Raw genomic sequence first — 25,240 nt, forward strand, 5'->3', positions numbered from 1 at the left:
CGGGGCAGGCTCCTTTGCTCAGCTGTAGCGGATGCGCGGGTCGATCGCGCCGTACAGCAGGTCCGTGATGAGGTTGGCGAGGAGGATCACCGTGGCGAGCACCAGCGTCGTGCCCATGATCATGGGGTAGTCGCGGGCGTCGATGGCGTCGAGGTACAGCTGTCCGGTGCCGGGCCAGGAGAAGATGCTCTCCAGGAACACCGCGCCGCCGATCAGGTTCGCGACGTTCGCTCCGATCACGGTGATTACCGGAATCAGGGCGTTGCGCAGGACGTGCTTGCTGACCACCCGGGCGTACGGTACGCCCTTGGCGCTCGCGGTCCGCACGTAGTCCTGGAAGACGACTTCCAGCACGCTGGAGCGCGTGTAGCGCATCAGCACGGCCACGTACGTCACCGAGAGGATCGAGGCCGGCAGGATCAGGTGCCGGAGGATGTCCAGGGCGCCGCCGTCTCCGGGCGTCTGGTACCCGCCGGCGGGAAACCACTTGAGTTTCAGCGCGAAGACGTACATGCCCAGCAGTCCCGCCAGGAAGGCCGGGGTGGAGATGCCCAGGAACGCCAGGAAGGTCAGGCCGTTGTCCAGCGCGGTGTAGCGCTTCACGGCGGCCAGCACGCCGAAGAACACGCCCAGGGTCACGCCGAGCGTCATACCCAGGCCCATCAGCAGCAGCGTCGGCGGCAGGCGGCGGGCGATCTCGGTGGAGACGCGCTCGCCGTTCTTGATGCGGTAGCCCAGGTCGCCCTGCACGGCCCGGCCCAGCCAGCGCACGTACTGCACGGGCTTGGGCTGGTCAAGGCCGAGGTCCTGGCGGATGATCTCCCGTTGCTGGGCGCTGACGACCTGATCCGGGGGGATGTACGCGTCCAGGGGATCGCCGGGCGTGAACTGCAGCATCGTGAAGATGATGGCGGTGATCACCAGCAGCAACGGAATGGTGGTCAGGAGCCGCCGGATGACGTAGGTTCCCATGTTCTTCGCCCTCCTTCGGGACGGGGGTGCCGGCCGGGGCGCGGCGGACTGACGGCGGGGGTGGACCCGGCCCGTCCAGTTCGCCGCGCAGGGCGGGTTACTTGATGTCCCAGAGGTGGGCCTGGTCGTCGTAGCGGCCGCCGCCGGGGGCGGGCGTCCAGACGAAGTTCACCAGGTCCTTGCTCGCGCCACCGAAGCGCTTGGCAGTCCAGAGCATGCCCCACGGCAGCTGCTGGTTCACGAGGCTGCACATGTTCTGGTACGCCTTGGTGCGGGTGGCGGCGGCGGTGGTTTCCTGCGCCTGCTCGAACAGCCGGTCCAGGGCGGGGAGTTTCACGCGCATGCGGTTGGTGCCGTTGGGCGGCATGAAGTCCGAGTGCATGCTGGGATACAGCGTGTCGGGGTCCGGGCCGTTGCCGATGCCGGCGTACACCAGCGAGAAGCCCGTGCCGCTGGTCGCCTGGTTGTACGAGGGCGTGTCCAGGAAACGCGGGGTGATCTTGAGCCCCACCTGCGCGAACATCTGCTGCAGGGTCACCAGGACGTCCTTGCTGAGCTGGTCGTTGTAGTAGGTGATCACCTCGACGTTCTGGCTGGTGTTCCAGCCGGCGGCCTGCAGCAGCTGCCTCGCCTTGGCGGGGTCGTAGGCGTAGCGGTTCAGGTTCTTGGGCACGTACTTGCTGTTCGTGACAGGGCAGTAGGCCGGTTCGGCGCCGCCGCCGTACAGCTGCTTGATGATGGCGTTGCGGTCGATGGCGTGCAGCATGGCCTGCCGGACGCGGACGTCCTTGAACTGGTCGCTGGCGTTGTTGAAGCCCAGGTAGTTGGCGACCTGGCTGGGCCCGCTGATGATGTTCACGCTGCTGCCGCCGAACGTCTTGGTGTCGTCCAGGGTCAGGTACGTGAAGTCGATGTTGCCGCTTTTCAGGGCCAGCACCGCCGCGGCCTGCTCCTTGAAGTAGCGGTTGACGAGCCGGTCGACCTTCGGTTTGCCCTTGTAGTATTCGGGGTTGGCCTTGAGTTCCACGTACTGGTCGGGCACGTACCGGCTCCACATGAAGGGCCCCGTGCCGACGGGGTCGGTGCGCCACCAGCTGGACGTGCGCAGCTCCCGGGCGGGGATCTTGGCGAGGGCGTGCTCGGGGAGGATCATGAAGCTCGTCAGGGCGTCCAGCAGCGCGGCATTGGGTTTGCTGAGGGTCAGGATGACCGTGCGGGCGTTCGGCGTCTGGATGCTCTTGATGTTCCCGAATTTCGCGGCGAAGGCGCTGCCGGAATCGGGGTTGTTGGCGAGGTCCAGGCTGAACTTCACGTCCTTGCTGGTGAAGGGCCTGCCGTCATGCCACTTCACGCCGGTGCGCAGCACGAAGGTGTACTTCTTCCCGCCGTCGCCGACCACCCAGGAACTGGCGAGGTCGCCGCTGATCTTCTTGAAGCCCACGTCGTACAGCACCAGGGTGGAGTAGTACTTGTTCAGCCACGTGAACCCGGCCGTGTTGGTCAGGGGGTTGAACAGCTGCGGGGAGCCGCCGGGGCCCTGGTCGAAGGCGCCGGTGATGACCTTGTCTGCCGAGGCGGTCCCGAGGGTGGACAGGGCGAGGGTAAGGGCCAGCGCGGTGCGTTTGAACATGGTCACTCCTTGGGCGTGGGACTCAGGGTGCGGGGGTGGGCTGAACGTCGGTCACGAGTGGGGTGGACGGCGTGGCGAGGCGTTCGTTGATCTGCTGGAAGTGCGTGCGCATGGCCTGCGTCACCCGGGCCGGCTTCTTCAGGCGCAGCGCCTCGACGATGGCCATGTGGTCCTGCGCGGTCTGCTCAAGGTTCCAGTGGGTGACGCCGGCGCTGCCGTGCAGGCGGCGGAAGACTTCCCAGAACAGCTCCACGAGGCGGTTGAGGAAGAGGTTGTTGAGGGGGCGGTACAGCTCCAGGTGGAACTCGCGGTCCTCGTCCTCGAAGGTTTCGCCGGCCCGGGCCTTGTCGATCATCTGCTGGGCGAGGCGGTGCAGGTGCTCGATCTGGGCGGGGGTGGTGTGGGTCACGACCATGCCGATCAGGCCCTCTTCCAGGGCGGTGCGCACCTGAAGCAGGTCGCGCAGGGATTTGCCGTCGCTGGCGAAGGAGTAGGGAAGGTTCTCGAAGATGCTGTCGAAGGTGAACGCCTTGACGTACAGCCCCTCGCCCTGCCGGGCTTCGAGGATGCCGACGGCCTCCAGTGTTTTCACGCCTTCGCGCAGGGAGAGGCGGCTCATGCCCATGTCCCTGGCGAGCTGGCCTTCGGAGGGCAGCAGGTCGCCGGGACGCAGGCGGTGTTCTTCGATGTAGCGTTTGATTGCGATCTGGGCCTGGCGGTAGGCCGGGACTTTCGGAGCCATGCATCCCCCTCAACAGCCAGAGTGGCTGTTTGAAATCAGATATCTGATAAGTGATCTGAGCATAGGCACCCTGTGTCCTCCCGTCAAGGGGTGCGGACGCAGAGTGCCTGGAAATGTCCTCTGCGTTCTATGCAGATGACTTCGGTACGAATCGGCGGGCGGCTGCCGGTTTGACAGTTCCTGCGCGGCTCAGTACCATGCGCCCTGTCACAACTACTTATCAGATATCTAACATCTGAACACCCAGGCGTTTTGCGTTCGACCCGAGGAGGTCCACATGAAAACCGCAGCCCTGTCCCTCGCCCTGATCAGCACCGCCGCCGCTCAGGGCGCCACCTACCCTGACCTGCCCGTTCCCCTCAAGAACGGCGTGGGCGGCCTGATCGGCACCACCATCTACGCCGGACTCGGCACCGCCGGCCAGAAGTTCTACGCGATGGACCTCTCCCGTCCCGAGCGCGCCTGGACCGAGGTGGCCCCCTTCCCGGACGCCGCCCGGGATCAGGCCGCCGCCGCCGCCGTCAACGGCAAGCTCTACGTCTTCGGCGGCCTCGGCAAGTCCACGCCCGACGCGACCACCGCGCTGTTCAACCAGGTGCACGTCTACGACCCGGTCACGAACATCTGGACCCTGCTGGCCACCCGGGCGCCCCGCGAGGTGTCCGGCGGGGCCGCCGTCACCCAGGGCGACCGCATCCTGCTCTTCGGGGGCGTGAACCGCAACATCTTCGACGGCTACTTCAAGGACCTCGCCGCCGCCGGCAGCGACAAGACCCGCAGCGACGCCGTGTCGCTCGCCTACTTCACCCAGCGCCCGCAGGACTACTTCTTTTCCAGGGACCTCCAGGCCTACCACCCTGCGACCAACACCTGGCAGTCCCTGGGCGTGGTGCCGTTCAGCGGCCGGGCCGGCGCTGCCATGCACCTGACCGGCACCACCCTCACCGTCATGAACGGCGAGCAGAAACCGGGCCTGCGCACCGCCGCCGCCCACCAGGCCCAGGTCACCCCGGCCGACGTGACCTGGCGTGACCTCCCGGACCTGCCCCCCGCCACCGCCGGACAGGTGCAGGAGGGACTCGCCGGCGCGTACACCGGGCACAGCGGCGGCGCCCTGCTGCTCGCCGGCGGCACGAACTTCCCCGGCAGCACCGCGCAGTTCGCCCGCGGCACCCTGTACGCGCACGAGGGCCTCACGAAAACCTGGCACAGCACCGTGTACGCCCTGCGCGGCGGCCGCTGGACCGTCGCCGGGCAACTGCCCCAGGCGCAGGGCCACGGCGTGAGCGTCCAGTACGGCGACGAACTCCTCCTGATCGGTGGAGAGACCACGGGCGGCGCGGCCAGTGCGAAGGTCCTGTCCCTGCGCCTTCAGGACGGACAGCTTCAGACCACCGACTGACTCCTGAACCCGTCCGGACCTCCCTCCCCAGGACCGCCGCACTCCGGCGGTCCTGTTCGCCGTACTCCAGGCACGGGGGACTGGGGAGAAACGAGGCGCCATCACCTCCCCGGGCTTGACCTTCCTGCTGCGGGAACGCTTAGCGTGCAGGGGCATGCACGGACGCCTGATCATCTCCCGCTTCGCCCTGCTCACGGGCCTGCCGGCCAAGACGCTGCGGTACTACGACGAGATCGGCCTGCTCCGCCCGCAGTGGGTGGACGAGGACAGCGCCTACCGGTACTACAGCGTCACTCAGGTCAGCCTGGGCATCCGCATCCGGCGGTGGCGGGAACTGGGGCTGTCCCTGGACGCCGTCCGCCGTCTGCTGGACACGCCGGACCAGGCCGGTGACGTCCTGCGGGAGCACGAACACCGCCTTCGCCAGGAGATCGAGCAGCGCGAACGCGCCCTCCTCGCCCTTCACCTCGCCCTTCAGGAGGCCCCCATGAACTACCGCCTTGAACACCTGCCCGCCCAGCAGACCCTCTGCATCCACACCTCGCTCCAGCCGCCCCACTACGAGGTCATTCCCGAGGCCCTGCAGGAACTGATGGCCTACTGCCGCACCCGGGGGTACGCGCCCCACGCGCCCAGCTTCTTCGTGCACCACAGTGAACAGCAGGTGGTGGACGTCTGCGTGCCGGTCGCCGGCCACGCCGAGCCGCACGGCCGGATCGAGGTGCGCACCTTCGAGGGCGGCCCGGCCTTCATCGGGCGGTTCGTGGGCCCGTACGACAGGACCGGCGCGGCCTACACCCTGGTCGTCGAGGAAGCCCTGCGCCGGGGCCTGCCCATCACCGGCGTCACCGCGGAAATCTACGTGAAGAGCGTGCCGCACACCCCCGACCCGAACGCCTACGAAACCGACATCGCTTTCTTCCTGCAGCCGGACCCGGAGCCGCTGGCCTGAGCCGGTTCATGGAGAAAAGGGGTCACTTCGACTGGAGCGGGCTCATCCGTTTCACTGCCTGGGATCTACGCTGGGACGATGCGGACCATCTACATCCAGGTGAACGGCGGGGCCCTGCAGCATGTCGAGGCGCAGGACGCCGGGCATCTGACGGACCTGGCGGGGGCGTATTTCCACTCCCCGGCCAGCGAGGCCGACGCGGCAGAGTTCGCCCGGGCCGTGTGGGACGAGGGCTTTTCCACGTGCGTGTCGTCGATGCTGGGGGGCAGCCGGGTGTGGGTGATCGTGGGCAGCGATGACCGGGAGCGCATCGAGGCGTACCAGGCGCAGGCCGAAGCCCCGCACTCGCCGTAACCGTGCGCCCGCCCGGGTGTTCACAGGCCACCCTTTGACCCGTGCCCAGGGCGCCGCTGCCGGGTCAGCGGGATGAAGTAGCGTGAGGGCACGCCCGTGACGAACCCTGCCCCTGAGCCGACGGACCTGCACGCCGCCCGTGCGGACCTCCTGCAGACCCTCGACGACCTGCTCTCCGGCCCGCTGAACGTCCTGGGGTTCGTGTGGCTGGGTCTGCTGGTGTGGGAACTGCTCGGTCCGGTCCCCGCCTGGGTGAACCTGATCAGCAACGTGATCTGGGGCCTGTTCATCGTCGATTTCCTGCTGTCGTTCACGCTCGCGCCCCACAAGGTCACGTTCCTGAGGCGCAACTGGCTGTCGGCCCTGAGCCTGCTCGTCCCGGCGGTGCGGTTCCTGCGGGTGTTCCGGGGCCTGCGGCTGCTGCGCACCGCGCGGCTCGCCCGCGGCACGCGCCTGTTCCAGATCCTCACGCGGCTCAACCGCGGCCTGAAGACCCTGCAGCGCACGCTCCGGCGCCGTCAGTTCGGGTTCGTGATGCTCGCGACCCTGCTGGTGACCCTCGCGGGCTCCGCCGGGCTGGCGTACTTCGAGGGCACCGGGGGGAGCGCCCCGGGCAGTTACGGCGCGTGGGTGTACTGGACGGGCATGCTGCTGATGAGCCTGGGACCGGAACACTGGCCGCAGTCCGCCGAAGGCCGCACCCTGACGGCGCTGCTGGGTCTGTACGGGTTCACCGTCTTCGGGTACATCACGGCCGCCCTCGCCAGTGTGTTCGTCGGCGCCGATCAGAGCCGGCTGCCCGAGGCTGAGGAGGTCAACAACGCGGCCCTCCTGGCGGAGGTGACCGCCCTGCGCCAGGAACTGGCCCGGCTCAGCGCGGCGGTGCCCGACCCACAGGAGGACTGAGCCCTCAGGCCGGCGCCTGCGGAAGCGTGAAATAGAAGGTGCTTCCCTCCCCCGGCGTGGACTCCACCCAGAGCCGTCCGCCGTGGCGTTCCAGGATCTTCTTGCAGACCGCCAGGCCGATCCCGGTGCCTTCGTACACGTCCCGGCCATGCAGGCGCTGGAAGATCACGAAAATCTTGTCGAAGTACCTGGGGTCGATGCCGATCCCGTTGTCCTTCACCGCGAAGCGCCACATCCTGCCGTCTGCCTCGGCGGACACGTGCACGCGGGGCAGCACGTCCGCCCGGCGGTACTTGAGGCTGTTGCCAATCAGGTTCTGTAGCAGCTGGTCAAGCTGCTGGCGGTCGGCCAGCACCAGCGGCAGGTCGGAGCGCGTGATCTGCGCCTGCTCGTTTCCGGGAACCGCGCTGAGCCGGTGCAGCACCGTGTCGAACACCCGGCGGCTGTCCACGGGCTGGACGGCCAGCTGCTGGGTGTGCAGGCGGGAAAAGGCCAGCAGGTCGTCCACGAGGTTTTTCATGTGCTCGCCGCTGTCGATGATGTGACGCAGGTACAGCTGTCCGCGCTCGTCGAGCTGCTCACCATTCCGGCGGCTGATCATGCTGGCGAAACTCGTGACGGCCCGGATCGGCGCCTGCAGATCGTGGGAGGCCACGTACGCGAACTGCTCAAGTTCGGCGTTGCTGCGGGCCAGTTCGGCGTTGCTGCTCTCGAGCTGCTCGGTGCGCTGCGCGAGAAGCGCCACGCTCTCCGCGCGTTCCAGCGCGAGCCCGAGGCTGCCCACGACCGTTTCCAGGACGACCCGGTCTGTGGACGTCCAGGGCCGGCCCTGGAACAGCACCATCACCAGCACGCCGACCACCTCGTCCCGCACCACAACCGGCAGGGACGCGGCCGTGCTGACGTGGGTCACGAGTTCAGGCGGCGTGTCGCTGCCGCGGGCGTACTGGTCCTGGTAGTACGGGGCGCGGCTCTGCCAGGGGACGTCCACGGTGGGCGTCAGGCCGATCAGCGGGCCAGCGTCGATGAACGCCTGCAGATCGCGGTGGCCCACGTCGCCCACCTGCACCCGGTTGCGCCAGCGGCCGGCGTCGGGCGTGTAGTACAGGGCGTACCCGGCGGGCAGCAGGGACAGCATGACCTCCTGGGCCCGCCGCACGATCACCAGCGGGTCACGCTGCGTCGCGAGGTCGCGAGTGAGGTGCGCGAAGCCCTCCAGAACGGCGTTCTGCGCCTGAAGGCGGGAGGTGACCTCGGCGCGTTCCAGGGCGAGTTCCAGGCTCCGGCCCACGGACCGCACGATGGCCTGCTCCCGGTCCGTCCACACCCGGGCGTCCTGCGTGCCGACCGCGAGCATGCCGCGCAGCCCTCCAGGTGTGCTGACAGGCGTGAGGGCGACTGCGCCGTACGAGGCCGTGCTGGACAGGGAGTTGGCGTCCGCCTCCCAGCCGTCGATGAACACGGGCGCCCCCGACTGCACCGCCCGGGCGAAATCGGGGGCGTCTTCGGGCACCCCCGCCTGAATCTGGGCCACCACGTGGGGGAGGATGTCCTCGGACCACACCCGGGCCTTCCACAGCCCGCTCTCACGTTCGTAGTACGCGACGCTGACGTGCGCGAGGCTCGCCCGGATCACCCCGGCCGCCTGCTGGACGAGGGCCAGCACGTCGGTCTGGGTGCCGACCGCCTCGTGAAAGGCGACGAAGCCGTCCAGGGCGTTGACCTGATCCTGGAGCTGCCGGGCCGCGACCTCCAGCTGCTGCGTGCGGTCGTTCACGCGCCGTTCCAGGCCGTCGTTCAGCGCCCGGAGGTCCCGCTCCACCTGCTCGCGGCGCCGCAGCTCCTCCTGGGCCACGTCGTACAGGCGCGCGTTCTCCACCCGGGCGGCGGCCACCAGCGCCAGCTGCACGAGCACGTCCTGGTCCTCCGCGGTGAAGTCTCCCGTGAACCGGTCCGAGAGCTGAATCAGCCCGATGTTCTGCCCGTCCCGGCCCACCAGCGGCACGGCCAGCCAGCCGCGCATCGGCGGATGGGCCTGTGCGTGCGGCCCGAAAGCCCGCCAGCGGGGATGGGCCTCAAGCTCCGCCTGACTCAGGCGCAGCGGCGTGTTTCCCTGGCAGACCAGGGCGTAGATGCCGCTGCCGTCCGGCGGGACGGCATATGACTGCCAGGGCGCGTACTTGTCACTCATGGACACCGCCGTGACCGCCTGCGCCCAGTCGGCGCTGACCGTCAGGCTGGTGACTGCCTGGTGCGCGCCGATGAGGGCCCGGGCCTCCTCCGTAATCACGTCCAGCGTCGCCTGCAGCCCCTGAATCTCATTGATGCGCACGGCCGCCTGCGCCAGGTGCCGCAGGCGGCTGCTTTCATTTCCATGGGACCGCCGGCTGAGGTGAGCGGCGAGGTGGTCCGTCAAGGTCTGCAGTGCGAGCCGCTGTTCCCTGGTGACGGCGTGCGCGCCAGGCACTTCCACCACCAGCGCGGCATGCACCTCCCCCGTTCCCCTGAACGGAAAGAGCAGCAGTCCTTCATCGAACAGACCCGGCTCGGGGTGGACGCTGCGAGGCGCGTGTCGCTGCAGGGTCCTGTGCACCGCGCCGCGGCGCTCCTCCCGCGCGCGCCGCCAGGCCCCGCTGGACACCTGCAGGTCAGGAAGGCCGTCGTCCGGGCCGGCAAACCACACCTCCCCGCTGGCGCCGGGCAGCAGGTCCAGGGCCTGCCCGAGGGCCGCGTCCAGCAGGCTTTCCGACGAGTGGGGGGCGCCCGCCGTCTCGAATGCCTCGGTGAGGCGCTTCAGCCAGACGTCGGGCAGAGTGGGAAAACCGGACATTCGAGCAGCATAGACGCCCTCAGGCACAGGGCGTCTTCCGGTGTTGATCATCAAGTGTTCCGCCCCGCGCCGGCCGGCTCGCCTCACGAACTACCGCGCCGGGGGTGTGGCCTGGTCGCCAGTGATCCAGGCCACGGCCCGGTCGGTCAGGCGGTCCAGGGCGCGGACGCTGAGCAGCAGGTCCGCTTCGCCGGTGTCCTCGGCGGCGTTGTGACTCAGCCCGCCCAGGCTCTGCACGAACAGCATTCCTGTGGGAATGCCGGCCAGCGCGACCTGCGCCGCGTCGTGCAGCGGACCGCTCGGCAGCCGGGTCGCTCCAGGCGTCACGTCCAGAATGGCCTGCTCGCCCGCGGCGATCAGGTCCGGGTGGAACGGCACCGGCCCGATCCGGAACAGCTCCGACACCGTGAGCGTGCACCCGCCCTCCTCGCAGGACCGCGCCAGATGAGCCTGGGCCTCGGTCCACAGGGCCGCGAGACCGGCGGGATCCAGGTGCCGCTGGTCCAGTGTGAACTCGCAGGTTTCGACCACGCTGGTGGGAATGCCGGGCGCTGTCGTGACGCTGCCGATGGTACTGACGCCGCCGTGCCGCTCGGTCATGGCGTAGATCTCCTGACTGAGCCGGCCCAGCACCAGCAGGGCGTCCTGGCGGGCGTCCATGGGGGTGCTGCCCGCGTGCGCGGCGCGGCCGGTCACCGTGATCCGGTGCCGTTCCACGCCGCAGGTTCCCAGCACCACCCCGAGGGGAAGGCCCTGGCGTTCCAGCACAGGCCCCTGCTCGATGTGCAGTTCCAGGTACGCTGCCGCGTGCTGGCGCGCTCCCCCGGCTTCCAGCGCCCGGTCCAGGTCGATGCCGCTTTCCTGCAGCGCGGCGCGCATGCTCACGCCGTCCCGGTCGGTAAGCCGGCCGGCGCGGTCCGGGGCGAGCTGGCCACTCAGCGCGCTGGAGCCGTACAGGCTGTGTCCGAACCGGCCTTCCTCGTCCGCCCAGTCGACCAGCCGCACCGTCACCGGGGGACGGCCGGCGTACTGGTGGCTCAGGCGCCGCAGCACGGCCAGGCCGGCGAAGACGTTCAGGCAGCCGTCCAGCCAGCCGCCGTTCGGGACGCTGTCCAGGTGCCCGCCGATCCAGAGTTCCTGCCTGGACTCGCCGGGCAGGGTGACCCAGAGGTTCCCGGCCGGGTCGGTGGACACCGTGACCGGCAGGTCTTCGAGCTGCGCGCGCAGGTAGCCCCGGGCGGCATGCCAGGGCGCGGTGTACGCCACGCGCTGCGCGCCGTGCCGGTCGGCTGTCCGGGCCTGCAGTTCCCGTAGTTCGGTCAGGGTGCGGTGCGGGTCAAGCATGGCCGGCGCTCCGGCCCGTGACGCGCGTGTAGGCCGCCGGATCGGTCGCCCCCTCGGTGGACAGCACCAGGACGCTGCTGTCCGGCGTCACATTCAGCGCCGCCCGGGCGAAGGCCGCGCCCGGGCCGCTCAGGAGCGCCAGCAGCCCGCCGGCCCCGGCCGCGCCGCTCTCGCCGGAGACCACGCCGTCCGCGGCAAGGTGCCGCATCGCCTCTTCCGTCAGGGCGTCGGGGATGGCGACGGCGGCGCTCAGGCCGCGCTGCAGGGTGGGCCACGCGAGGGGCGAGGTGTTGCCGCAGTTCAGGCCCGCCATGATCGACGGGTGCGGTCCCGGCACCTCGGTGAGCTGCCCGGCCTGCAGAGAGCGCAGCACGCACGCGGCCTGCGTGGGTTCCACGCCCACCACCCGGGTGTCCCGGCCGGGGGCGCGGTAGTGCTGCACCGCCGCCATCGCCAGGGACCCGACCCCCATCTGCGCGGCGACAAGGTCGGGGCCAGGAGCGCCCACCGCCGAGAGCTGCCGGTCGATCTCCTGGAAGATCGTGCCGTAGCCCTCCACCACCCAGCCCGGCACCCGGGTGTACCCGGCCCAGGCGGTGTCGCTGATGACCAGGCGGCGGTTCCCGGCGAGCCCCGCGGCGGCCTTGACCGCGTCGTCGTAGCTGCCGCGCACCACCTCGACCGCCGCACCTTCGGCCTCGATGGCCGCGATGCGGGCAGGCACCATATCGTGCGGCACCAGGATGTGGGCGCTCAGGCCCAGCCAGCGGGCCATGCGCGCCACCGCCCGGCCGTGGTTGCCGTCGGTGGCCGTGACCAGCTGCAGCGGCCCGTGCCCCTGGAGCTGAGCGGCCACCTCCCCCAGCGTCTGCCAGGCGCCGAAGGGGCCGAAGCGCGCCTCAAGTTCGCGGTACACCGCCCAGGACGCCCCGAGGATCTTGTAGGCCGGCAGGCCCAGGCGGGCGGCTTCGTCCTTGACCCACACGTCCCGCACCCCGAGCGCCGCCGCGAGACCAGGCGCCCGGACGAGCGGCGTGGGGGCGTAGCCGGGCAGGCGCTCGTGGAAGGCGAGGAGCTGGGGGTCGGTCGGGGCGGAGACCGTCTCGGCCGGTCCGGGCTTGAAGTAGGTGGGGAGCTCAGGGGTCATCATGGCGGCTTCCTTAGGGGTTCAGGCGCAGAACGCCCGGAGGGTGGCGGTGAGGGTCTGGCGGCACTGCTCCACGGACGCGAGCTCCACCCATTCCTCGGTGGCGTGCGCGCCCCCGCCCCGCGGACCGAACACGACCGTGGGAATCCCGGCCGCGGCGAGGAAGGCCGAGTCCATCCAGAAGCTCTGCCCGATCACGGCCGGGGGCGCGCCGAGCACCCCCTCCGCGGCCCGCCCCAGGGTCTGCACGATGGGCGCGTCCACGGCGATGCCGAACGGGTCGCGCGCCAGGGTGAGGCGGTGCTCGGCGCGGAACTGCGGGTCCGCGCCCAGGCGGGCAAGCCGCGCCTCGATCTCCTGGGCCGTCTGCGCGGGCGTCTCGCCGGGCAGGGTGCGGCGCTCCACGAGGAGGGTGCAGCGTTCCGGGTAGCTGGAGAGCTCCTGTCCGCCGCTGATCAGGGACGCGTGGAGGCTGCCGTGCCCCAGCAGCGGGTGGGCGTCCCGGGTGGCGAGCTCGCGGCCCAGCGCCTCCAGCTCCCCGAGCACCCGGCCCATGTGCGCGATGGCGTCCACGCCGAGGTCGGGCCGGGAGCCGTGCGCGGCGCGGCCGTGGGTGGTGATCTCATGCCACGTGAAGCCCTTGTGGGCGACGGAGACGCCCAGCTCGGTGGGTTCGGTGACGATGGCGGCGTCGGCGGTGACGTGCTCCAGCACCGCCTGCATGCCGAGGCTGGCGTGCTCCTCGTCGGCCACGGCAGTGAGGACCACGTCCCCCCGCAGCGCGGACCGGCTGGCGTCCTCAAGGGCCAGGAGGCTGGCGGCGAGGCCGGCTTTCATGTCGTAGGCGCCGCGCCCGTAGAGGCGGCCGTCCCGGACGACGGGTTCGAAGGGCGCGTCCATGCCCTCGGTGCCGACCGTGTCGAGGTGCGCGCACAGCAGCAGGGAACGCCCGCCTCCGGTCCCGCGGACCCGGGCGACGACGCTCGCCCGGCCGGGAGCGGCTTCGATCAGCTCGGCGGGGATGCCGCGCGTGGCCAGCCACGCCACCACGAACTGCGCGATCCGAATCTCGCCTGCGCCTCCAGGCACCAGGGACGGGTTGGTGGAGTCCAGGCGGACGAGGGCAGCCAGCAGGTCAGTCAGGGTCTCGGGCACAGTGATATATTACATATCAGATGCCCCTGCCTTCCGCCATCCCGAAACGGCCGCGCGCCCTGGCCCGCGAGGACGTCTACCACCACCTCAGCACCTGGATCATCGACGGCACCCTGCAACCCGAAGAACCGCTGCGGGACCTCGACATCGCTGAGCGCCTCGGCGTCAGCCGCACGCCCGTGCGCGAGGCCCTGCGCCGCCTGGAAGACGAAGGGCTCGTCGAAACCGCGCTGAACCGTTGGACGCGCGTCTCACCCCTCAGCCTCGTTCAGGCCACGGCCCTCTACCCGGTCGTCGAGGCCCTGGAAGTCCTCGCGCTGCGCCTCGCCGCCACCACCCTCACCGCCTCCGACCACGCCCGACTGCACACACTCAACACCCGCCTCACCCTGGCCCTTCAGGCCCGCGACGCCGGCGCCGCCGTGGACGCCGACACCGCCTTCCACGACCTCTGGATCACGAAGGCCGGCAACCCGGAACTTCAGCGGACCCTCGAGGGCTTGAAACGCAAGCTCCGGCGCATCGAACGCGCCTACTTCGATGCCAGCAGCGCCGGCGAGGCCTCCGTCGCCGAGCACACCGCCATCACCCACGCCCTTGAAGCCGGCGACCTCGACCGGGCCCTCCAGGCCCTCCAGGCGAACTGGCAGGGCAGCCTGCAGCGGCTGCACGCGCGGGCCGAGCGGTAACCGCAGCACTTCCAGTTGCCGGGAGTTCACCCTGCCATGATCGACTCCGTGAATCACGCACCCTGCCGGAGGAGCCACGGGGCCCACTGCAGGACAGATGCCGGGGCTGTCATGCTCACCTGAATACCCCGATGCCCGCAGCGGCCACCCTGAGTCGCCCGTCCCTTCCTTTCCGCCCCCTGCCCGAGGCCTGATGCCATGAAACTCCTGATCGTCGAATCCCCCACCAAAGCCCGCAAGATCCAGGGGTACCTGGGCGCCGGGTGGCGGGTGATGGCCTGCCTGGGGCACGTGCGCGACCTGCCCGCCACGAAGGACGAGGTGCCGGAAAAGCACCGCGCCCTGCCCTGGGCCCGGCTGGGCGTGAACACCGCCGGCGGCTACGCGCCGCTGTACGTGGTGCGCCCGGGGAAGCAGGCGAAGGTCAGGGAACTGCGCGCCGCGGCAAAGGCCGCGGACGAGGTGTTCCTCGCCGCCGACCCGGACCGGGAAGGGGAGAGCATCGCCTGGCACCTCAGTGTTCTGCTGGGTCTGAAGGAAGCGCAGCGGGTCACCTACCAGGAGATCACCGCGGCGGCGCTGCGTCAGGCCGTGGCGCACCCGCGGCCGCTGGACCTGCGGCTCGTCGCGGCGCAGGAGACCCGCCGCACCCTGGACCGCCTGGCCGGGTACGGCGTCAGCCCCCTGCTGTGGGCGGCAGTGGGCGGCGCGCAGTCCGCGGGGCGCGTGCAGTCGGCCGCGCTGCAACTGCTCGCGCAGCGGGAACAGGCGCGGCTGGCCTTCGTCCCGAGTGCCTACTGGCGCGTCACCGCGGACGTCACCGCCCGCCCGGCCTTCCGGGCGGCCGTTACCCACATCCGGGGCACGCCGCTCGCCGCCGCCTCAAGCTTCACGAGTACCGGGCACCTCAAGCCGGACGTGACGGTGACGCAACTCGACGCCACCAAAGCCGGGCAGCTCGTGACCTACCTGAACGGCCGCCCGGCCGAGGTGACGGCGGCGGCGGTCACGCCCGTGACCCGCCGGCCCCCGCCGCCTTTCACGACCTCGACCCTGCAGCAGGCCGCGAACGCCCGCCTGAAGCTCGGGGCGGCCGAGGTGACGCGCCTCGCGCAGGCGCTGTATGAGAACGGCCTGATCACGTACATGCGCACCGACTCCCCGGCGCTGTCCGACGAGGCGTTGACACTCGCCCGCGCCGCGGTGGAGGCCCGCTTCGGTCCGGCCGCGCTGCCGGCGAAACCCCGGCAGTACGCCACCCGCAACGCCAACGCCCAGGAAGCGCACGAGGCGATCCGGCCCGCCGGGGCTTTCCTCGCCCCGTCACAGACCCGCCTTGCCGGAAGCGAACTCGCCCTGTACACGCTGATCTACGAGCGGACGGTCGCCTCCCAGATGCTCGACGCGGTGGGGGAGAAGACGACCCTGACGCTTCAGGCGGGCGTGGTGACCCTGGAGGCGACCGGCACGCGGCTCACGCAGCCCGGGTTCACCGCGCTGTACGACGACGAGATCCGGGACGGGGAGGACCAGGCGCTGCCACTGCTCGAGGTCGGCTCCCGGTTTCCCCTGCAGAACGCGAAGGCCGAGGAGAAACGCTCCCCGCCGCCCGCCCGGTTCACGGAGGGGAAGTTCGTGCAGGTGATGGAGAAAGCCGGTATCGGCCGCCCCAGCACCTTCGGCCACACCCTGGAGACGCTGCAGAAGCGCGGGTACGTGGCCCTGCGCCGCCGGCAGCTGCACGTGACGCCCCTGGGCTTGATGATCGCCGTGTACCTGCAGGGTCAGGTGCCGCAACTGGTGGATACGGCGTTCACGGCGGGCATGGAAGCGGACCTGGACCGCATCGCGCGGGGCGAACTGACCCGCGTGGCTTACCTGGACCGGGTGTGGAAGGAGGAACTCGCCCCGGCGATCTCGCGGGCGGCGAAGGCCGTGCCGGCCGTGCCCGCGCCGCACGTGCCGGTCGTGTTCACGCCCCGGGCCGGTGAGGTGCAGGCCCGCATCGGGGACCGGTCCGTGCCTCTGCCTGCGGGCCTGCTGCTCGAGGACCTCACGCCGGACATGCTGCCCGCCCTGGCGAGCGGAGCCTGGACGCCCGCCCGGGACAGCGAAGGGCCCCGCAAGCCCCGGGCGAAGTCCGCGGCTGTGAAACCCAGACGGAAGAAGGCGGCTTCAGGCTCTGCCGGGGCGGAACGCAGGCCCCGCCGGAAGAAGACGCCGCCCTGACCCGGGCGGGGCAGGCCCCCTCTGGCGGTTCGGGAGGGTCCTGTGATGAAGGCCGTGATAGACCGCTGCCCATGCCTGCCTGCCCTGATCCGGCCGACCCTACCCGTGGTGCAGCGTGTGACTGCGCGGCACTGCGCCCCCCGGACGCCCTCCCGGCGGGCCTGTACCTGCATTCACCCGCCCACCATGTTCGCCAGCTGCTCAAACGGGCCATGCGCGACCAGGGCATCCCGCACCAGGACAGCCCGGCGGGTGTGTTCCTGCCTCACCTGGACGCCGACATCCTGGCCGCCCTGCTGGGTGCCTTCACGCCCACGGAACGGGCGGAACTGCTCGCCGCCCCCGCCACCACGCCTGGCGGCCCCCCCGACGCCTGGCAGGCGTCGCCCCTGGAGCGCTGGGCGCAGCAGCTCGGCACCCCCTGGTTCTTCCCGGCGGCGGAGCAGCTGCGCTTTCACCTGCAGCCCATCGCCGACCTGTGCAGTGGGCAGGTGTACGGCTACGAGGCCCTGGTCCGCGCCGACTGGCAGGGCGACCTGATCGGCGCCGGACCGCTCCTGCAGGCTGCCGCCGCCCACGGCCAGGCCCGCGCGTTCGACGCCCTCGCCCGGCGCGGCGCGATCCGTCAGGCCTACCCGCACCTGAAGCCGGGGGAGGTGCTGTTCATCAACTTCGCGCCGGGCGTCATCTACAACCCGGACGTCTGCCTGCAGACCACCTTCCAGGCCTGCCGGGAGGTCGGCGCCGACTTCTCCCGACTGCTGTTCGAGGTCACGGAAAGTGAGGCCTTCCCGGACCTGAACCTCTTGCAGCGCATCCTGGAGCGCTACCGGGCCGAAGGAGCCCAGGTGGCCCTGGACGACCTGGGTGCGGGACACACCAGCCTCAGCTTCCTTGACATGCTGCGGCCCGACATCGTGAAACTCGACCGGGCCCTGATCAGCGGCGTGAGGGACGACGACCCACGCGTCCTGCTGATTCAGGCCCTGATCCGGTACGCGCACGACCTCGGCATCCGGGTGGTGGCTGAGGGCGTCGAGACCGAGAGTGAATTGCGACTCCTGAGGGAGCTCGGCGCAGACTACGCCCAGGGCTACTTCCTGGGACGCCCAGCTCCGGTGCCCGGCGGCCTCTCGGCCCAGAGCGCGGGCCTGTGGAACTCTGCCTGAACTACGCGTGGGTTGGGCCGCTCACCTCGTTTACCCCCCATGGAGGGAGTGCGGTCCGGTGTGCCCCGCAGTGCGGATGGGGGGCTGCGTTTCGGCTCAGAATTTTGTGATGCCGGAAGTCATAACGTGAAAAACCTAACGGATGGGTCGCCTGGCCCGCACTGGTGCTCCACATGGATCACCTCCGGAGGCCCCCCACCCCATGACCCCACCTGCATCCCCCCTCACCCTTCCCGACGCGCTTGACTACCAGGCGCTGTTCGAGCATGCCGGCGTCGGCCTGCTGGAAATCGCATTCGACGGACAGATTCGCCGCATCAACCCGAACGGCGCCGCGTTCTTCGGCCAGTCGATGACCACCCTGGTCGGAAGGAACGTCACTCACGTCACGCATCCTGAGGACATCCCGAGAACGCTGCACGCCCTCGAGCAGGTCGTGAGCGGGCAGGCGCCCCTGGCCGTCCTCGAAAAGCGCTACCTGCGGGCCGACGGGGAGATCGTCTGGTCCCGGTCGCGCGTGTCGCTGCTGCCCGGCCGGTCCGGTCCGTCCACCTCCGTGGTCGCCGTCATCGCCGACATCACCGACCTCAAGCGCGTCCAACAGGAACTTGAGGCCCTGAACGTCAACCTCCAGGCCACTCTGGAAGGCGCCCTGCTGGGCCTCGGCGTCGCGCTGGAGGCGCGCGATCTGGAGACCTCCGGACACACCATGCGCGTTATGCAGCGCAGCCTGCAACTCGGTGAGGCGCTCGGCCTGGACGCCGTGACCCTCGGCGAACTCAAGCACGGCGCGAGCCTCCATGACCTGGGCAAACTCAGCATTCCGGACGCGGTGCTGCTCAAACCCGGCCGCCTGGACGCCGAGGAATGGGCGCAGATGCAGACCCATGCGCACAACGGGTACGAAATCGCGTCCCTGATTCCCACCCTGCCCCGCCGGTCGCTGGAGATCATCCGGCATCACCACGAGCGCTGGGATGGCACGGGCTACCCGGACCGCCTGGCCGGGGAGGAGATTCCTCTGCTTGCACGGATTTTCGCTGTGTGTGACGTGTACGACGCTCTGACCAGCGACCGGCCGTACAAGCGCGCCTGGTCATCCCAGGCGGCATTGGCGGAAGTGGCCGCTCAAAGTGGCCGGCAGTTCGACCCCCGCGTCGTGACCGCCTTCCTCCAGCTGTTTGGGGGCGCGCCTCAGGCCAGGTCAGAGGACGCAGAACTGGTGGCCTGAGCTTTCCGGATCAGGAGACGGTGTCCTGGTCTTGCACATCTGATCAATATGGCGGAGTCACCGGTCCGGTCGCTGGGTATTGCCGGTTCAGAGCTGCTGGTCCCGTGACGATGAAGTTTGGGAACTGTCGAGGCCAACTTGTCGGGTCGCCCGCGTAACGGGGCTACTGTGGCCGCCTGCCCGTGCACGAGTGGGCGGCCAGAGGGGATGGTTGATGTCCGGGGGCGTCAGGAATAGCGGAGGTCGGAGATGGTTTCGAAGGTTTCGATCACGCTGCTGCTCCCCATGGCGTCACGCGGGGCCCCTTCGGGTAGGGCATGCGAAGCGCGGAAGCTGCCGGACTTCATCCAGTCCTGGAAGGCTTCGGCGCTCTCCCATTCCATGGTGGACACGTAGGGCTGGTCGGGTTGCCTTGGTCGCTGCAGGGTGGTCCGGGTGAGTCCTGGGAAGGATGCCAGATGTTTGAAACTGTCAGTGAACATCTGCTCGAAGGTGCTGGCATGCTCGGCAGGGACGGTGATCCGGTTATGGACGACAAACATAGGGCCTCCTCGACTGGTAATTTATTACTAGTCATTTATGACTATAGTAGTCTACCGGAGCCATGGTCAAGACCGCCTCCCGCCCCGCTGACGAGCGGACACTCCTCCTGCTGGGTCTCCTGCACGCCCAGGACCGCTACGGGTACGAACTCCACGACTTCATCGAGAACAACCTGCACAGCGTCACCGACCTCAAGCGGGCCACGGCCTATCAATTGCTCACGCGTCTGGAGCGGTACGGTGACGTGCACAGCCGCACCGAACAACATGGTCAGCGCCCCACCCGCACGGTCTACGCCCTCACCACGCAGGGACGGGCCTACTTTCAGCAGCTGCTCCGGCAGTACCTCAAGCAGGCCGACCTTCCCCGCCCACCCGGCAACATCGCCCTGCTCTTCCTCGAGCACCTGAGTCCCGCCGAACTCCTGCCTTCACTCCGCGCCCACCGCGCCGCACTGGAAGCCCAGGTCAACACCTACCGGGACATGCCGCCCCATCCTCACGCCATCGGGGCGGGGCTGGCGATCGCCCGCACCTCCGCCCTGCTTCAGGCCGACCTGGAATGGTTCACACAGGCCATCCGCCAGCTGGAACGCGAACTTCCCGAAGGCCGCGTGGCCGACCAACCCGGCTGAGCCTCAGGGCGCCGGTCAATCGGGCGTCGCGCGTCCTGCCCCCTGGTCAGGTCCCTGGCAGGTCAGGGGGAGGCGGACCACCCTGACCCTGAGGCAGGTGCGGCGCGGATGGACTGGCCTGCCCGCGGCGCCGGTACGTGGTCTGCACGAAGCCGCTGACCGGGTAGACCCTGGCGGCCGTCACGTCCCACCACTGGTCGGCCTGGAGACTCATGTCACCGAACAGCGGGAGCCCGGTCCCCAGCAGGACGGGCAGCCGGGTCACGGTCATTTCCTCAATCAGGCCGTGTTGCAGGAAGGACCGGATCACCTGCCCGCCGTCCACATAGACACCCCGTGAAGCCGCGAGGTTGGGCAGCAGGTCCGGAATGCTGCCCGCGTGGAGCTCCGCCCGGTGCTGCAGGTTCCCGGGCAGCTCCCTGAGGGTGCGGCTCAGGACCAGGACGCGCCGCCCGTCGAAGGGCCACGGCTCGAAGCCCTTGATCTTGTCGAACGTCCTCCGCCCCATGACCACGGTGTCCACCCGCGCCATGAACGCCGCGTAGCCGTGGTCCTCGCCCGGCGCGGTGGGCGCCTGGGTCAGCCAGTCGATGTCGTCGTCTTTCCGGGCGATAAAGCCGTCAAGGCTGCAGGCGATGAAGACCAGAAGCGGAGGGGTCATGGGGTCACCTCGCGAAACACAGCGCCGAAGAACATGGGATCGGCGTCAAGACGAATGCCCAGGCGGCGCAACCAGGCGCTGAGCACGTAGCGGTGGTGGGCGTCCACGGTCAACACGTGCGCCACCATGCCGCCCAACGGGAAAAGCTCAGGTGGCTCGCAGAGCCGGTCCTCAAAGGTGTCGTGCCAGCGGCCCCCGAGGTGAACTTCCTCGACCAGCTGCCGGAACTCCCGGGCGACCACGTCGTGCCGCCATGTCAGGCCGTCAAGCGTGTGGGGGCGGTCGTCGGGCGGTGCGGGGAGGCCCCGCACGGCGGCCACCCAGACCTCCTTCGTGAACACCAGGCTGTCCAGCAGGTGCCGGACGGTCCGGTCCGGTGGATTGAAGTCCAGCGGCTGTGATTCTCCCAGGGGCTCGTCCAGCATACGGTCAGGGACGTCTCGTAACTGCAGCAGGGCGTGCCGCATGAACTGCTCGTCGAAAGCCAGGAGATGCGTCAGCAGGTCGGCGCCCCCTCCCGGGTTCGCGGGTGGGCCCACCGGCTGAAAGTGAATGCCGCTCGGCGCGGGCAGCAGATGCGACTGAGACCCGCGGCGACGGTAGAGGCTCGGGGGCACGCCGAACCCCCGCCTGAACGCCCGGGCAAAGCCTTCCGCGGACCGGAAGCCCGCATCAAGGGCCACCTCCGTGACGGGCCGGGCCGTCACCCGCAGCGCGTACGCGGCCCGTTCCAGGCGCAGGCGCTTGCGAAACTCCGCTGGCGATTCGCCGTACCGCGCCCGGAACGACCGGACCGCGTGACTGCGGCTCAAGAGCGCCGCCTGCGCCGCCTCACGCCCGGTCCGCGGCTCGCCCAGGTCGGACAGCAGAGCGCTCAGGAAACGGTCAAGCCGGTCGGTCATTCCCACCCACCGTAGAGGAAACGCGGCCGGGTCGCCTGACCGTTTGTGCGGTCCGGACCCCGGACGCTGCGGCCCTCAACACGGCGTTCCCTCCGGGGCCGCGCCGTTTATCCTGCCGGCGTGACGCCCCATTTCCTGCCCCGGTCCGCATTCCTCGCGCTCACCCTGACCTTCGGGACCACACAGGCCGTGACCTGCATCCCACCGAAAAGCATGGCCCAGGGCCGCCTGCCCGCTTCACCACTTCTGAAGTACGACTGCGCCGCGACACAGGACCTGAAAAAGGCGTACAGCACCTCCAAGGTAAAACCCAACTGGGTGGAGGTGTACCGCGGACCGATGAATAAGGCGTCCTCCGCTCTGGTGGCCCGCCTGTTTACGGTCCTGAAGAAAGAAGGCTTCAAGGTCGAAGTCGACGCCAGTGACCCGGACGTTAAGGGCTTCACCTTCAAAAAGGGGAAGCTCGTGCTCGGCGGCTCGCTCATCGTGGCTCAGCTCATCTCAACGGACACGCCGGGTGAACTCGTGTTCGCTCTGGTCGGACGCTGATCGGATGGCCCGAAAATGTGGAATCGCCGCCCCGGACACCCGTCCGGTCCTCACGGGAAGACGGGCAGGCCAGTTGACCGGCCTCGCCGTCATGGGGCTCTGCACCGCGGTGGCTGCCCTGGCGGCGCCGGCCTTCATACCAGCGCCAGCTGCACCAGCCTGGGTGCCGGGCTGCCGCGCCACTGGACCTGTCGCCGCCGCGGTCCAGCCGCTCGCTGCCACGCCCGTCCCGGCCGTCGTCACCGGCCGGGTCGCCTTCCATGCGTTCTTAGCGACCCCCGGGAAGGGCGTGCAGCGGTCCATCTCCCTCGGAGATGTGGACGCCGTGTTCCCACTGGCGAGCGCCTTCAAACCGCTGGTCGTCCGCGGAATCCTGCGCGACGTGGACGCCGGCCGGCTGAAGCTCACGAAGAAACTCGCCACCACCGAAGCGAACCGCAGCATCGAGAGCTACCCCAAAGGCAGCAATGACGTGCGGGAACTGGCCCGCCGCGCCATCGCCCTGAGTGACAACACCGCGTCGGACATCCTGCACCTGGCGTACGGCCCGGAGCGCCTGGCGCGTGAAGTGCGGGCGAAATGGCCGTGCACGGCCATTCTGAACACCACCAAGGCCTGGTGGGCGGCGCAGGCCGGCCTGCTCGGCACGGCCCTCGGGCCGGACACCCTGGGCGCCCTGCGCACCGCCGCCGCCGCGCCATTCGACGAGCGCCTCCGCACCGCGGCGCGCCTGATCGCCGCCTCCCAGCGGGTCCGGGCACCCGTCCTGGAACAGACCCTCGACGACTACTTCCATGGGCCCACGTACACGCCCGAACTGGAACTCTACGTCCAGCCGACCAGCACCGCGCGCGAATTCACGCAGGTGAGCCTGCAGGCGTACTCCGCCACGGACCTGAAACCCGCAACCCGCGCCGCGTTCCGCAGCATGATGCAGACCGGCTGCTGCCGGCCGAAGACCCCGCGCCTGGCCACCACCTACTGGGGCGCGAAGGCCGGCAGCGGCTGGCGCATCCTGACCCTCACCGGCGCCGTGGACCTGCCGGACGGCCGGAGCATGGCTTACACGTACCTCAACGACCAGTCGACCGTGACCGACGCGGAGGACATTGAACTGCAGATCCGGCCGGTCGTGACGTGGATCGAAACCCAGCTGATCACCCTGGCAGGCGCCCCATGAACCGCTGAGCCGGCCGGGGCGACCAGCCCGCACCTCAAGGTCACCGCGAGAAGCTCACGGCGCCCGGACATAAGGGCCAGCAAGAGGTGCCGCGCTATTCGGCGTGTGAATGGGACGTCTGCGCTTCCCGGACGAGTGCACGTTCGATCCGGCGGTCCGGAACCAGCCACATCAGGATCACACCGATAAGCAGCAGCCCGGACACGAGCACGCCAGGAGAGCCCAACAGCGGGGCGAGGACGGCCAGGGTGTAGGCGACCATGGACACCGTGCCTTTGGTGTCGGACCCGGTCGCGTCGGCCAGCAGATGGTTGCTGGTGTCGCTGCGGATGATGACCCGGGTCAGGACTCTGTACGCCACGGCGGCCAGCAGCGCCACGCCCGCACAACAGGTCACCGGGACCGGCGCGAAGTGACTCTCGCCGACCCAGCCGGTCACGAACGGAAACAGCGACAACCAGAACAGGAGGTGCAGATTCGCCCACAGGACCCGCCCGTCCACCTGCCGCACCGCCTGCAACAGGTGATGGTGGTTGTTCCAGTAGATGCCCACGAATACGAAGCTCAGGAGGTAACTGAGCAGGACCGGCCAGAGACTGAGCGCATTGGCCCAGGCGTGATGTTCCGGCGTGTGAAGCTCCAGGACCATGATCGTGATGATGATGGCCAGCACCCCGTCGGAGAAGGCTTCCAGGCGTGACTTCTTCATGCCGTCACCGTGGGTGGGACGGCCCGGCCCGGAGCGGTGAGGGTCCCCTGAGGCGACATCAGCAGGTGACTGGGGGCGTGCTTGTGGCCGTTGAGGAGCGGTCAGTGGTCAGTCATGGTGCGGTCCTTTGCTCAGATGGGCAGAGTCCCAGGGCGGAAGGGCCGCGCTTCCCGGCGGCCGTGGTCGGCTGGACGGCACATGCATGTCCGTTCCTCTTCCACACGCTGGCACCTTGACGGGGCGCTACGTCTGCACGCCCGGCCCCACCTGAATGGACGAGGCGTCCGCCTGCACCAGGGCGCGCAGCCCGGCGGGTCCGTGCCCTTCCGGTACCAGTGGACTGAACCACGGCCAGGCCAGGGGTGCGCGCAGGCCCCCGGCACGCTCACACAGGTGTTCACCCGCATGCATACGTCGGGCGAGACGCTGCGTGCCCGGCAGGGGCTCGTCACTGAGTTCGTCGCGCAGGAACCTCACGAAGCGTCGGTAATGGTCGGTGGCCTCGGAGGCTTCGCCCACCGCGGACAGGCAGATCATCAGGCGCTGGTGGTGCGTCTCCCCGGCGTACGGATCGGTACGCAGCGCCTCCGACAGCGCCCGGACCGAGCGGCCACATTCCCGGGCCGCGCAGTACAGGCGGCTGAGCTCAAGGTGAGCGCGCACGTATGCCGCCCGGTGTTGCTCACGGGCCTCCTCCGTCCACTCGGCGTCATAGCCCGCCAGGTAGTCACCGTGGTACACCTCCACCGCGCTTTCCAGCGCCGCGATCTTCGCTGCCGGGTCATGGCCCGGGCCCGCACTCTCCAGGGCCGCGTACAGCCGGTAGATGTCCGAGGCACGCCACAGCTCGGCGGACAAGTAGAAACGGCCAGAGCGTTCCGTCACGCTCCCACAACCGCCCAGAGTGGCGCGCAGGCGGTGCAGGGTGACGCGGAAGTGGGTGTTCGATCGGGGATTCACGTCTGCAGCCCACAGGCCGTCCAGGAGCTGGCGCCGGGTGCAGCCGTTCGGGTGGGACAGCAGGTACAGCAGCAGGTCCAGGGCAGCGCGGGCACGCCACTGGACGTCCCGGCCGTCGAGCCGCACATGGATCTGCCCAAAAGTCTGGATCTGGAGTGACATCGTCGTCCTCGCCGGTGCAGGGAGAAGGGCGCCGGCCGCCTCATCGGGCTGTGGCCTGAGCTTCAGTATGAAACCCGGCTCATGTGATGGGTCAGGAAGGCGTCAAGGCCGGTGGCCTGGAGATTTACTCTTCCGCTGTGCGGGAGCGCGCCATGCCTCCCCGGTAACCGCCTCGTAACACCGCGGCA

At 69.5% G+C, this 25,240-nt stretch carries 23 protein-coding genes; 11 read left to right on the top strand and 12 right to left on the bottom strand.

Annotation, left to right across the window (positions count from 1 at the left end; all coding sequences use genetic code 11):
- Nucleotides 1-18: 18 nt before the first annotated feature.
- The 3 genes from DFI_RS16030 to DFI_RS16040 form a co-directional block, all read right to left on the bottom strand.
- Complete coding sequence (locus DFI_RS16030; RefSeq protein WP_027463876.1) at nucleotides 19-972, bottom strand: ABC transporter permease; 954 nt, start codon at nucleotides 970-972, stop codon at nucleotides 19-21.
- Between the two features lie 97 nt (nucleotides 973-1,069).
- Nucleotides 1,070-2,602 (bottom strand): ABC transporter substrate-binding protein, encoded by a 1,533-nt coding sequence (locus DFI_RS16035; RefSeq protein WP_027463875.1) that lies wholly within the window; start codon nucleotides 2,600-2,602, stop codon nucleotides 1,070-1,072.
- Nucleotides 2,603-2,624: 22 nt separating this feature from the next.
- Nucleotides 2,625-3,344, bottom strand: coding sequence for a FadR/GntR family transcriptional regulator (locus tag DFI_RS16040; protein WP_027463874.1), 720 nt, complete (start codon nucleotides 3,342-3,344; stop codon nucleotides 2,625-2,627).
- Between the two features lie 277 nt (nucleotides 3,345-3,621).
- Between DFI_RS16040 and DFI_RS16045 the strand changes: the two genes are divergently transcribed.
- The 4 genes from DFI_RS16045 to DFI_RS16060 all read left to right on the top strand — a co-directional run bounded on the left by DFI_RS16045 (nucleotide 3,622) and on the right by DFI_RS16060 (nucleotide 6,958).
- Nucleotides 3,622-4,746 (top strand): N-acetylneuraminate epimerase, encoded by a 1,125-nt coding sequence (locus DFI_RS16045; RefSeq protein ID WP_027463873.1) that lies wholly within the window; start codon nucleotides 3,622-3,624, stop codon nucleotides 4,744-4,746.
- 154 nt (nucleotides 4,747-4,900) lie between these two features.
- The gene (locus DFI_RS16050) at nucleotides 4,901-5,698 is read left to right on the top strand and encodes a MerR family transcriptional regulator (RefSeq protein ID WP_027463872.1); all 798 of its coding nucleotides are present in this window, start codon (nucleotides 4,901-4,903) and stop codon (nucleotides 5,696-5,698) included.
- Nucleotides 5,699-5,776: 78 nt separating this feature from the next.
- Nucleotides 5,777-6,052 carry a hypothetical protein gene (locus DFI_RS16055; RefSeq protein ID WP_022802501.1) on the top strand — a complete coding sequence of 92 codons (276 nt, stop codon included), beginning with the start codon at nucleotides 5,777-5,779 and terminating at the stop codon, nucleotides 6,050-6,052.
- Nucleotides 6,053-6,148: 96 nt separating this feature from the next.
- Complete coding sequence (locus tag DFI_RS16060) at nucleotides 6,149-6,958, top strand: ion transporter (RefSeq protein ID WP_022802500.1); 810 nt, start codon at nucleotides 6,149-6,151, stop codon at nucleotides 6,956-6,958.
- Between the two features lie 4 nt (nucleotides 6,959-6,962).
- Here the strand turns inward: DFI_RS16060 and DFI_RS16065 are convergent, their stop codons facing one another.
- The 4 genes from DFI_RS16065 to DFI_RS16080 all read right to left on the bottom strand — a co-directional run bounded on the left by DFI_RS16065 (nucleotide 6,963) and on the right by DFI_RS16080 (nucleotide 13,434).
- A complete protein-coding gene (locus DFI_RS16065; RefSeq protein WP_051308169.1) occupies nucleotides 6,963-9,788 on the bottom strand; it encodes a GAF domain-containing sensor histidine kinase in 2,826 nt (941 codons plus the stop codon).
- 90 nt (nucleotides 9,789-9,878) lie between these two features.
- Nucleotides 9,879-11,132 (bottom strand): hydantoinase/carbamoylase family amidase, encoded by a 1,254-nt coding sequence (locus DFI_RS16070; protein ID WP_027463870.1) that lies wholly within the window; start codon nucleotides 11,130-11,132, stop codon nucleotides 9,879-9,881.
- A complete protein-coding gene (locus DFI_RS16075) occupies nucleotides 11,125-12,282 on the bottom strand; it encodes a diaminopropionate ammonia-lyase (protein WP_043779180.1) in 1,158 nt (385 codons plus the stop codon). The genes DFI_RS16070 and DFI_RS16075 overlap by 8 nt, the downstream gene beginning before the upstream one ends.
- Nucleotides 12,283-12,300: 18 nt before the next feature.
- Nucleotides 12,301-13,434, bottom strand: coding sequence for a M20/M25/M40 family metallo-hydrolase (locus DFI_RS16080; RefSeq protein ID WP_027463869.1), 1,134 nt, complete (start codon nucleotides 13,432-13,434; stop codon nucleotides 12,301-12,303).
- A 20-nt stretch (nucleotides 13,435-13,454) separates the two neighbouring features.
- Here DFI_RS16080 and DFI_RS16085 point away from each other — a divergent pair, with 20 nt between their 5' ends.
- The 4 genes from DFI_RS16085 (at nucleotide 13,455) to DFI_RS16100 (ending at nucleotide 18,752) form a co-directional block, all read left to right on the top strand.
- Nucleotides 13,455-14,123 carry a GntR family transcriptional regulator gene (locus DFI_RS16085; protein ID WP_022802496.1) on the top strand — a complete coding sequence of 223 codons (669 nt, stop codon included), beginning with the start codon at nucleotides 13,455-13,457 and terminating at the stop codon, nucleotides 14,121-14,123.
- Nucleotides 14,124-14,321: 198 nt separating this feature from the next.
- A complete protein-coding gene (topA, locus tag DFI_RS16090) occupies nucleotides 14,322-16,352 on the top strand; it encodes a type I DNA topoisomerase (RefSeq protein ID WP_027463868.1) in 2,031 nt (676 codons plus the stop codon).
- A 71-nt stretch (nucleotides 16,353-16,423) separates the two neighbouring features.
- A complete protein-coding gene (locus DFI_RS16095; protein WP_244940377.1) occupies nucleotides 16,424-17,521 on the top strand; it encodes an EAL domain-containing protein in 1,098 nt (365 codons plus the stop codon).
- A 202-nt stretch (nucleotides 17,522-17,723) separates the two neighbouring features.
- Nucleotides 17,724-18,752 carry an HD domain-containing phosphohydrolase gene (locus tag DFI_RS16100; protein WP_051308165.1) on the top strand — a complete coding sequence of 343 codons (1,029 nt, stop codon included), beginning with the start codon at nucleotides 17,724-17,726 and terminating at the stop codon, nucleotides 18,750-18,752.
- A 227-nt stretch (nucleotides 18,753-18,979) separates the two neighbouring features.
- Here DFI_RS16100 and DFI_RS16105 read toward each other — a convergent pair whose 3' ends face one another.
- A complete protein-coding gene (locus tag DFI_RS16105; RefSeq protein ID WP_022802492.1) occupies nucleotides 18,980-19,294 on the bottom strand; it encodes an antibiotic biosynthesis monooxygenase family protein in 315 nt (104 codons plus the stop codon).
- A gap of 62 nt (nucleotides 19,295-19,356) precedes the next feature.
- On the opposite strand from DFI_RS16105, the gene DFI_RS16110 reads away from it, so the two are divergent.
- Nucleotides 19,357-19,929, top strand: coding sequence for a PadR family transcriptional regulator (locus tag DFI_RS16110; protein ID WP_022802491.1), 573 nt, complete (start codon nucleotides 19,357-19,359; stop codon nucleotides 19,927-19,929).
- Between the two features lie 46 nt (nucleotides 19,930-19,975).
- On the opposite strand, the gene DFI_RS16115 is transcribed toward DFI_RS16110, so the two are convergent.
- Both DFI_RS16115 and DFI_RS16120 read right to left on the bottom strand, forming a co-directional pair.
- Nucleotides 19,976-20,590, bottom strand: a complete 615-nt coding sequence (locus tag DFI_RS16115; RefSeq protein WP_022802490.1) for a dihydrofolate reductase family protein — start codon at nucleotides 20,588-20,590, stop codon at nucleotides 19,976-19,978.
- Entirely contained in the window at nucleotides 20,587-21,492 is a 906-nt protein-coding gene (locus DFI_RS16120) for a helix-turn-helix domain-containing protein (RefSeq protein WP_027463867.1), read from the bottom strand. Before DFI_RS16120 ends, DFI_RS16115 begins: the two co-directional genes overlap by 4 nt.
- A 120-nt stretch (nucleotides 21,493-21,612) precedes the next feature.
- Between DFI_RS16120 and DFI_RS16125 the strand changes: the two genes are divergently transcribed.
- Both DFI_RS16125 and DFI_RS16130 read left to right on the top strand, forming a co-directional pair.
- Nucleotides 21,613-22,041, top strand: coding sequence for a hypothetical protein (locus tag DFI_RS16125; protein ID WP_027463866.1), 429 nt, complete (start codon nucleotides 21,613-21,615; stop codon nucleotides 22,039-22,041).
- 316 nt (nucleotides 22,042-22,357) lie between these two features.
- The gene (locus tag DFI_RS16130; RefSeq protein ID WP_022802487.1) at nucleotides 22,358-23,221 is read left to right on the top strand and encodes a serine hydrolase; all 864 of its coding nucleotides are present in this window, start codon (nucleotides 22,358-22,360) and stop codon (nucleotides 23,219-23,221) included.
- A gap of 94 nt (nucleotides 23,222-23,315) precedes the next feature.
- On the opposite strand, the gene DFI_RS16135 is transcribed toward DFI_RS16130, so the two are convergent.
- Complete coding sequence (locus DFI_RS16135; RefSeq protein WP_027463865.1) at nucleotides 23,316-23,930, bottom strand: TMEM175 family protein; 615 nt, start codon at nucleotides 23,928-23,930, stop codon at nucleotides 23,316-23,318.
- Nucleotides 23,931-24,173: 243 nt separating this feature from the next.
- Complete coding sequence (locus DFI_RS16140) at nucleotides 24,174-25,052, bottom strand: AfsR/SARP family transcriptional regulator (protein WP_081425960.1); 879 nt, start codon at nucleotides 25,050-25,052, stop codon at nucleotides 24,174-24,176.
- Nucleotides 25,053-25,240: the final 188 nt, after the last annotated feature.

Source organism: Deinococcus ficus, assembly GCF_003444775.1.
Classification (GTDB): Bacteria; Deinococcota; Deinococci; order Deinococcales; family Deinococcaceae; genus Deinococcus; species Deinococcus ficus.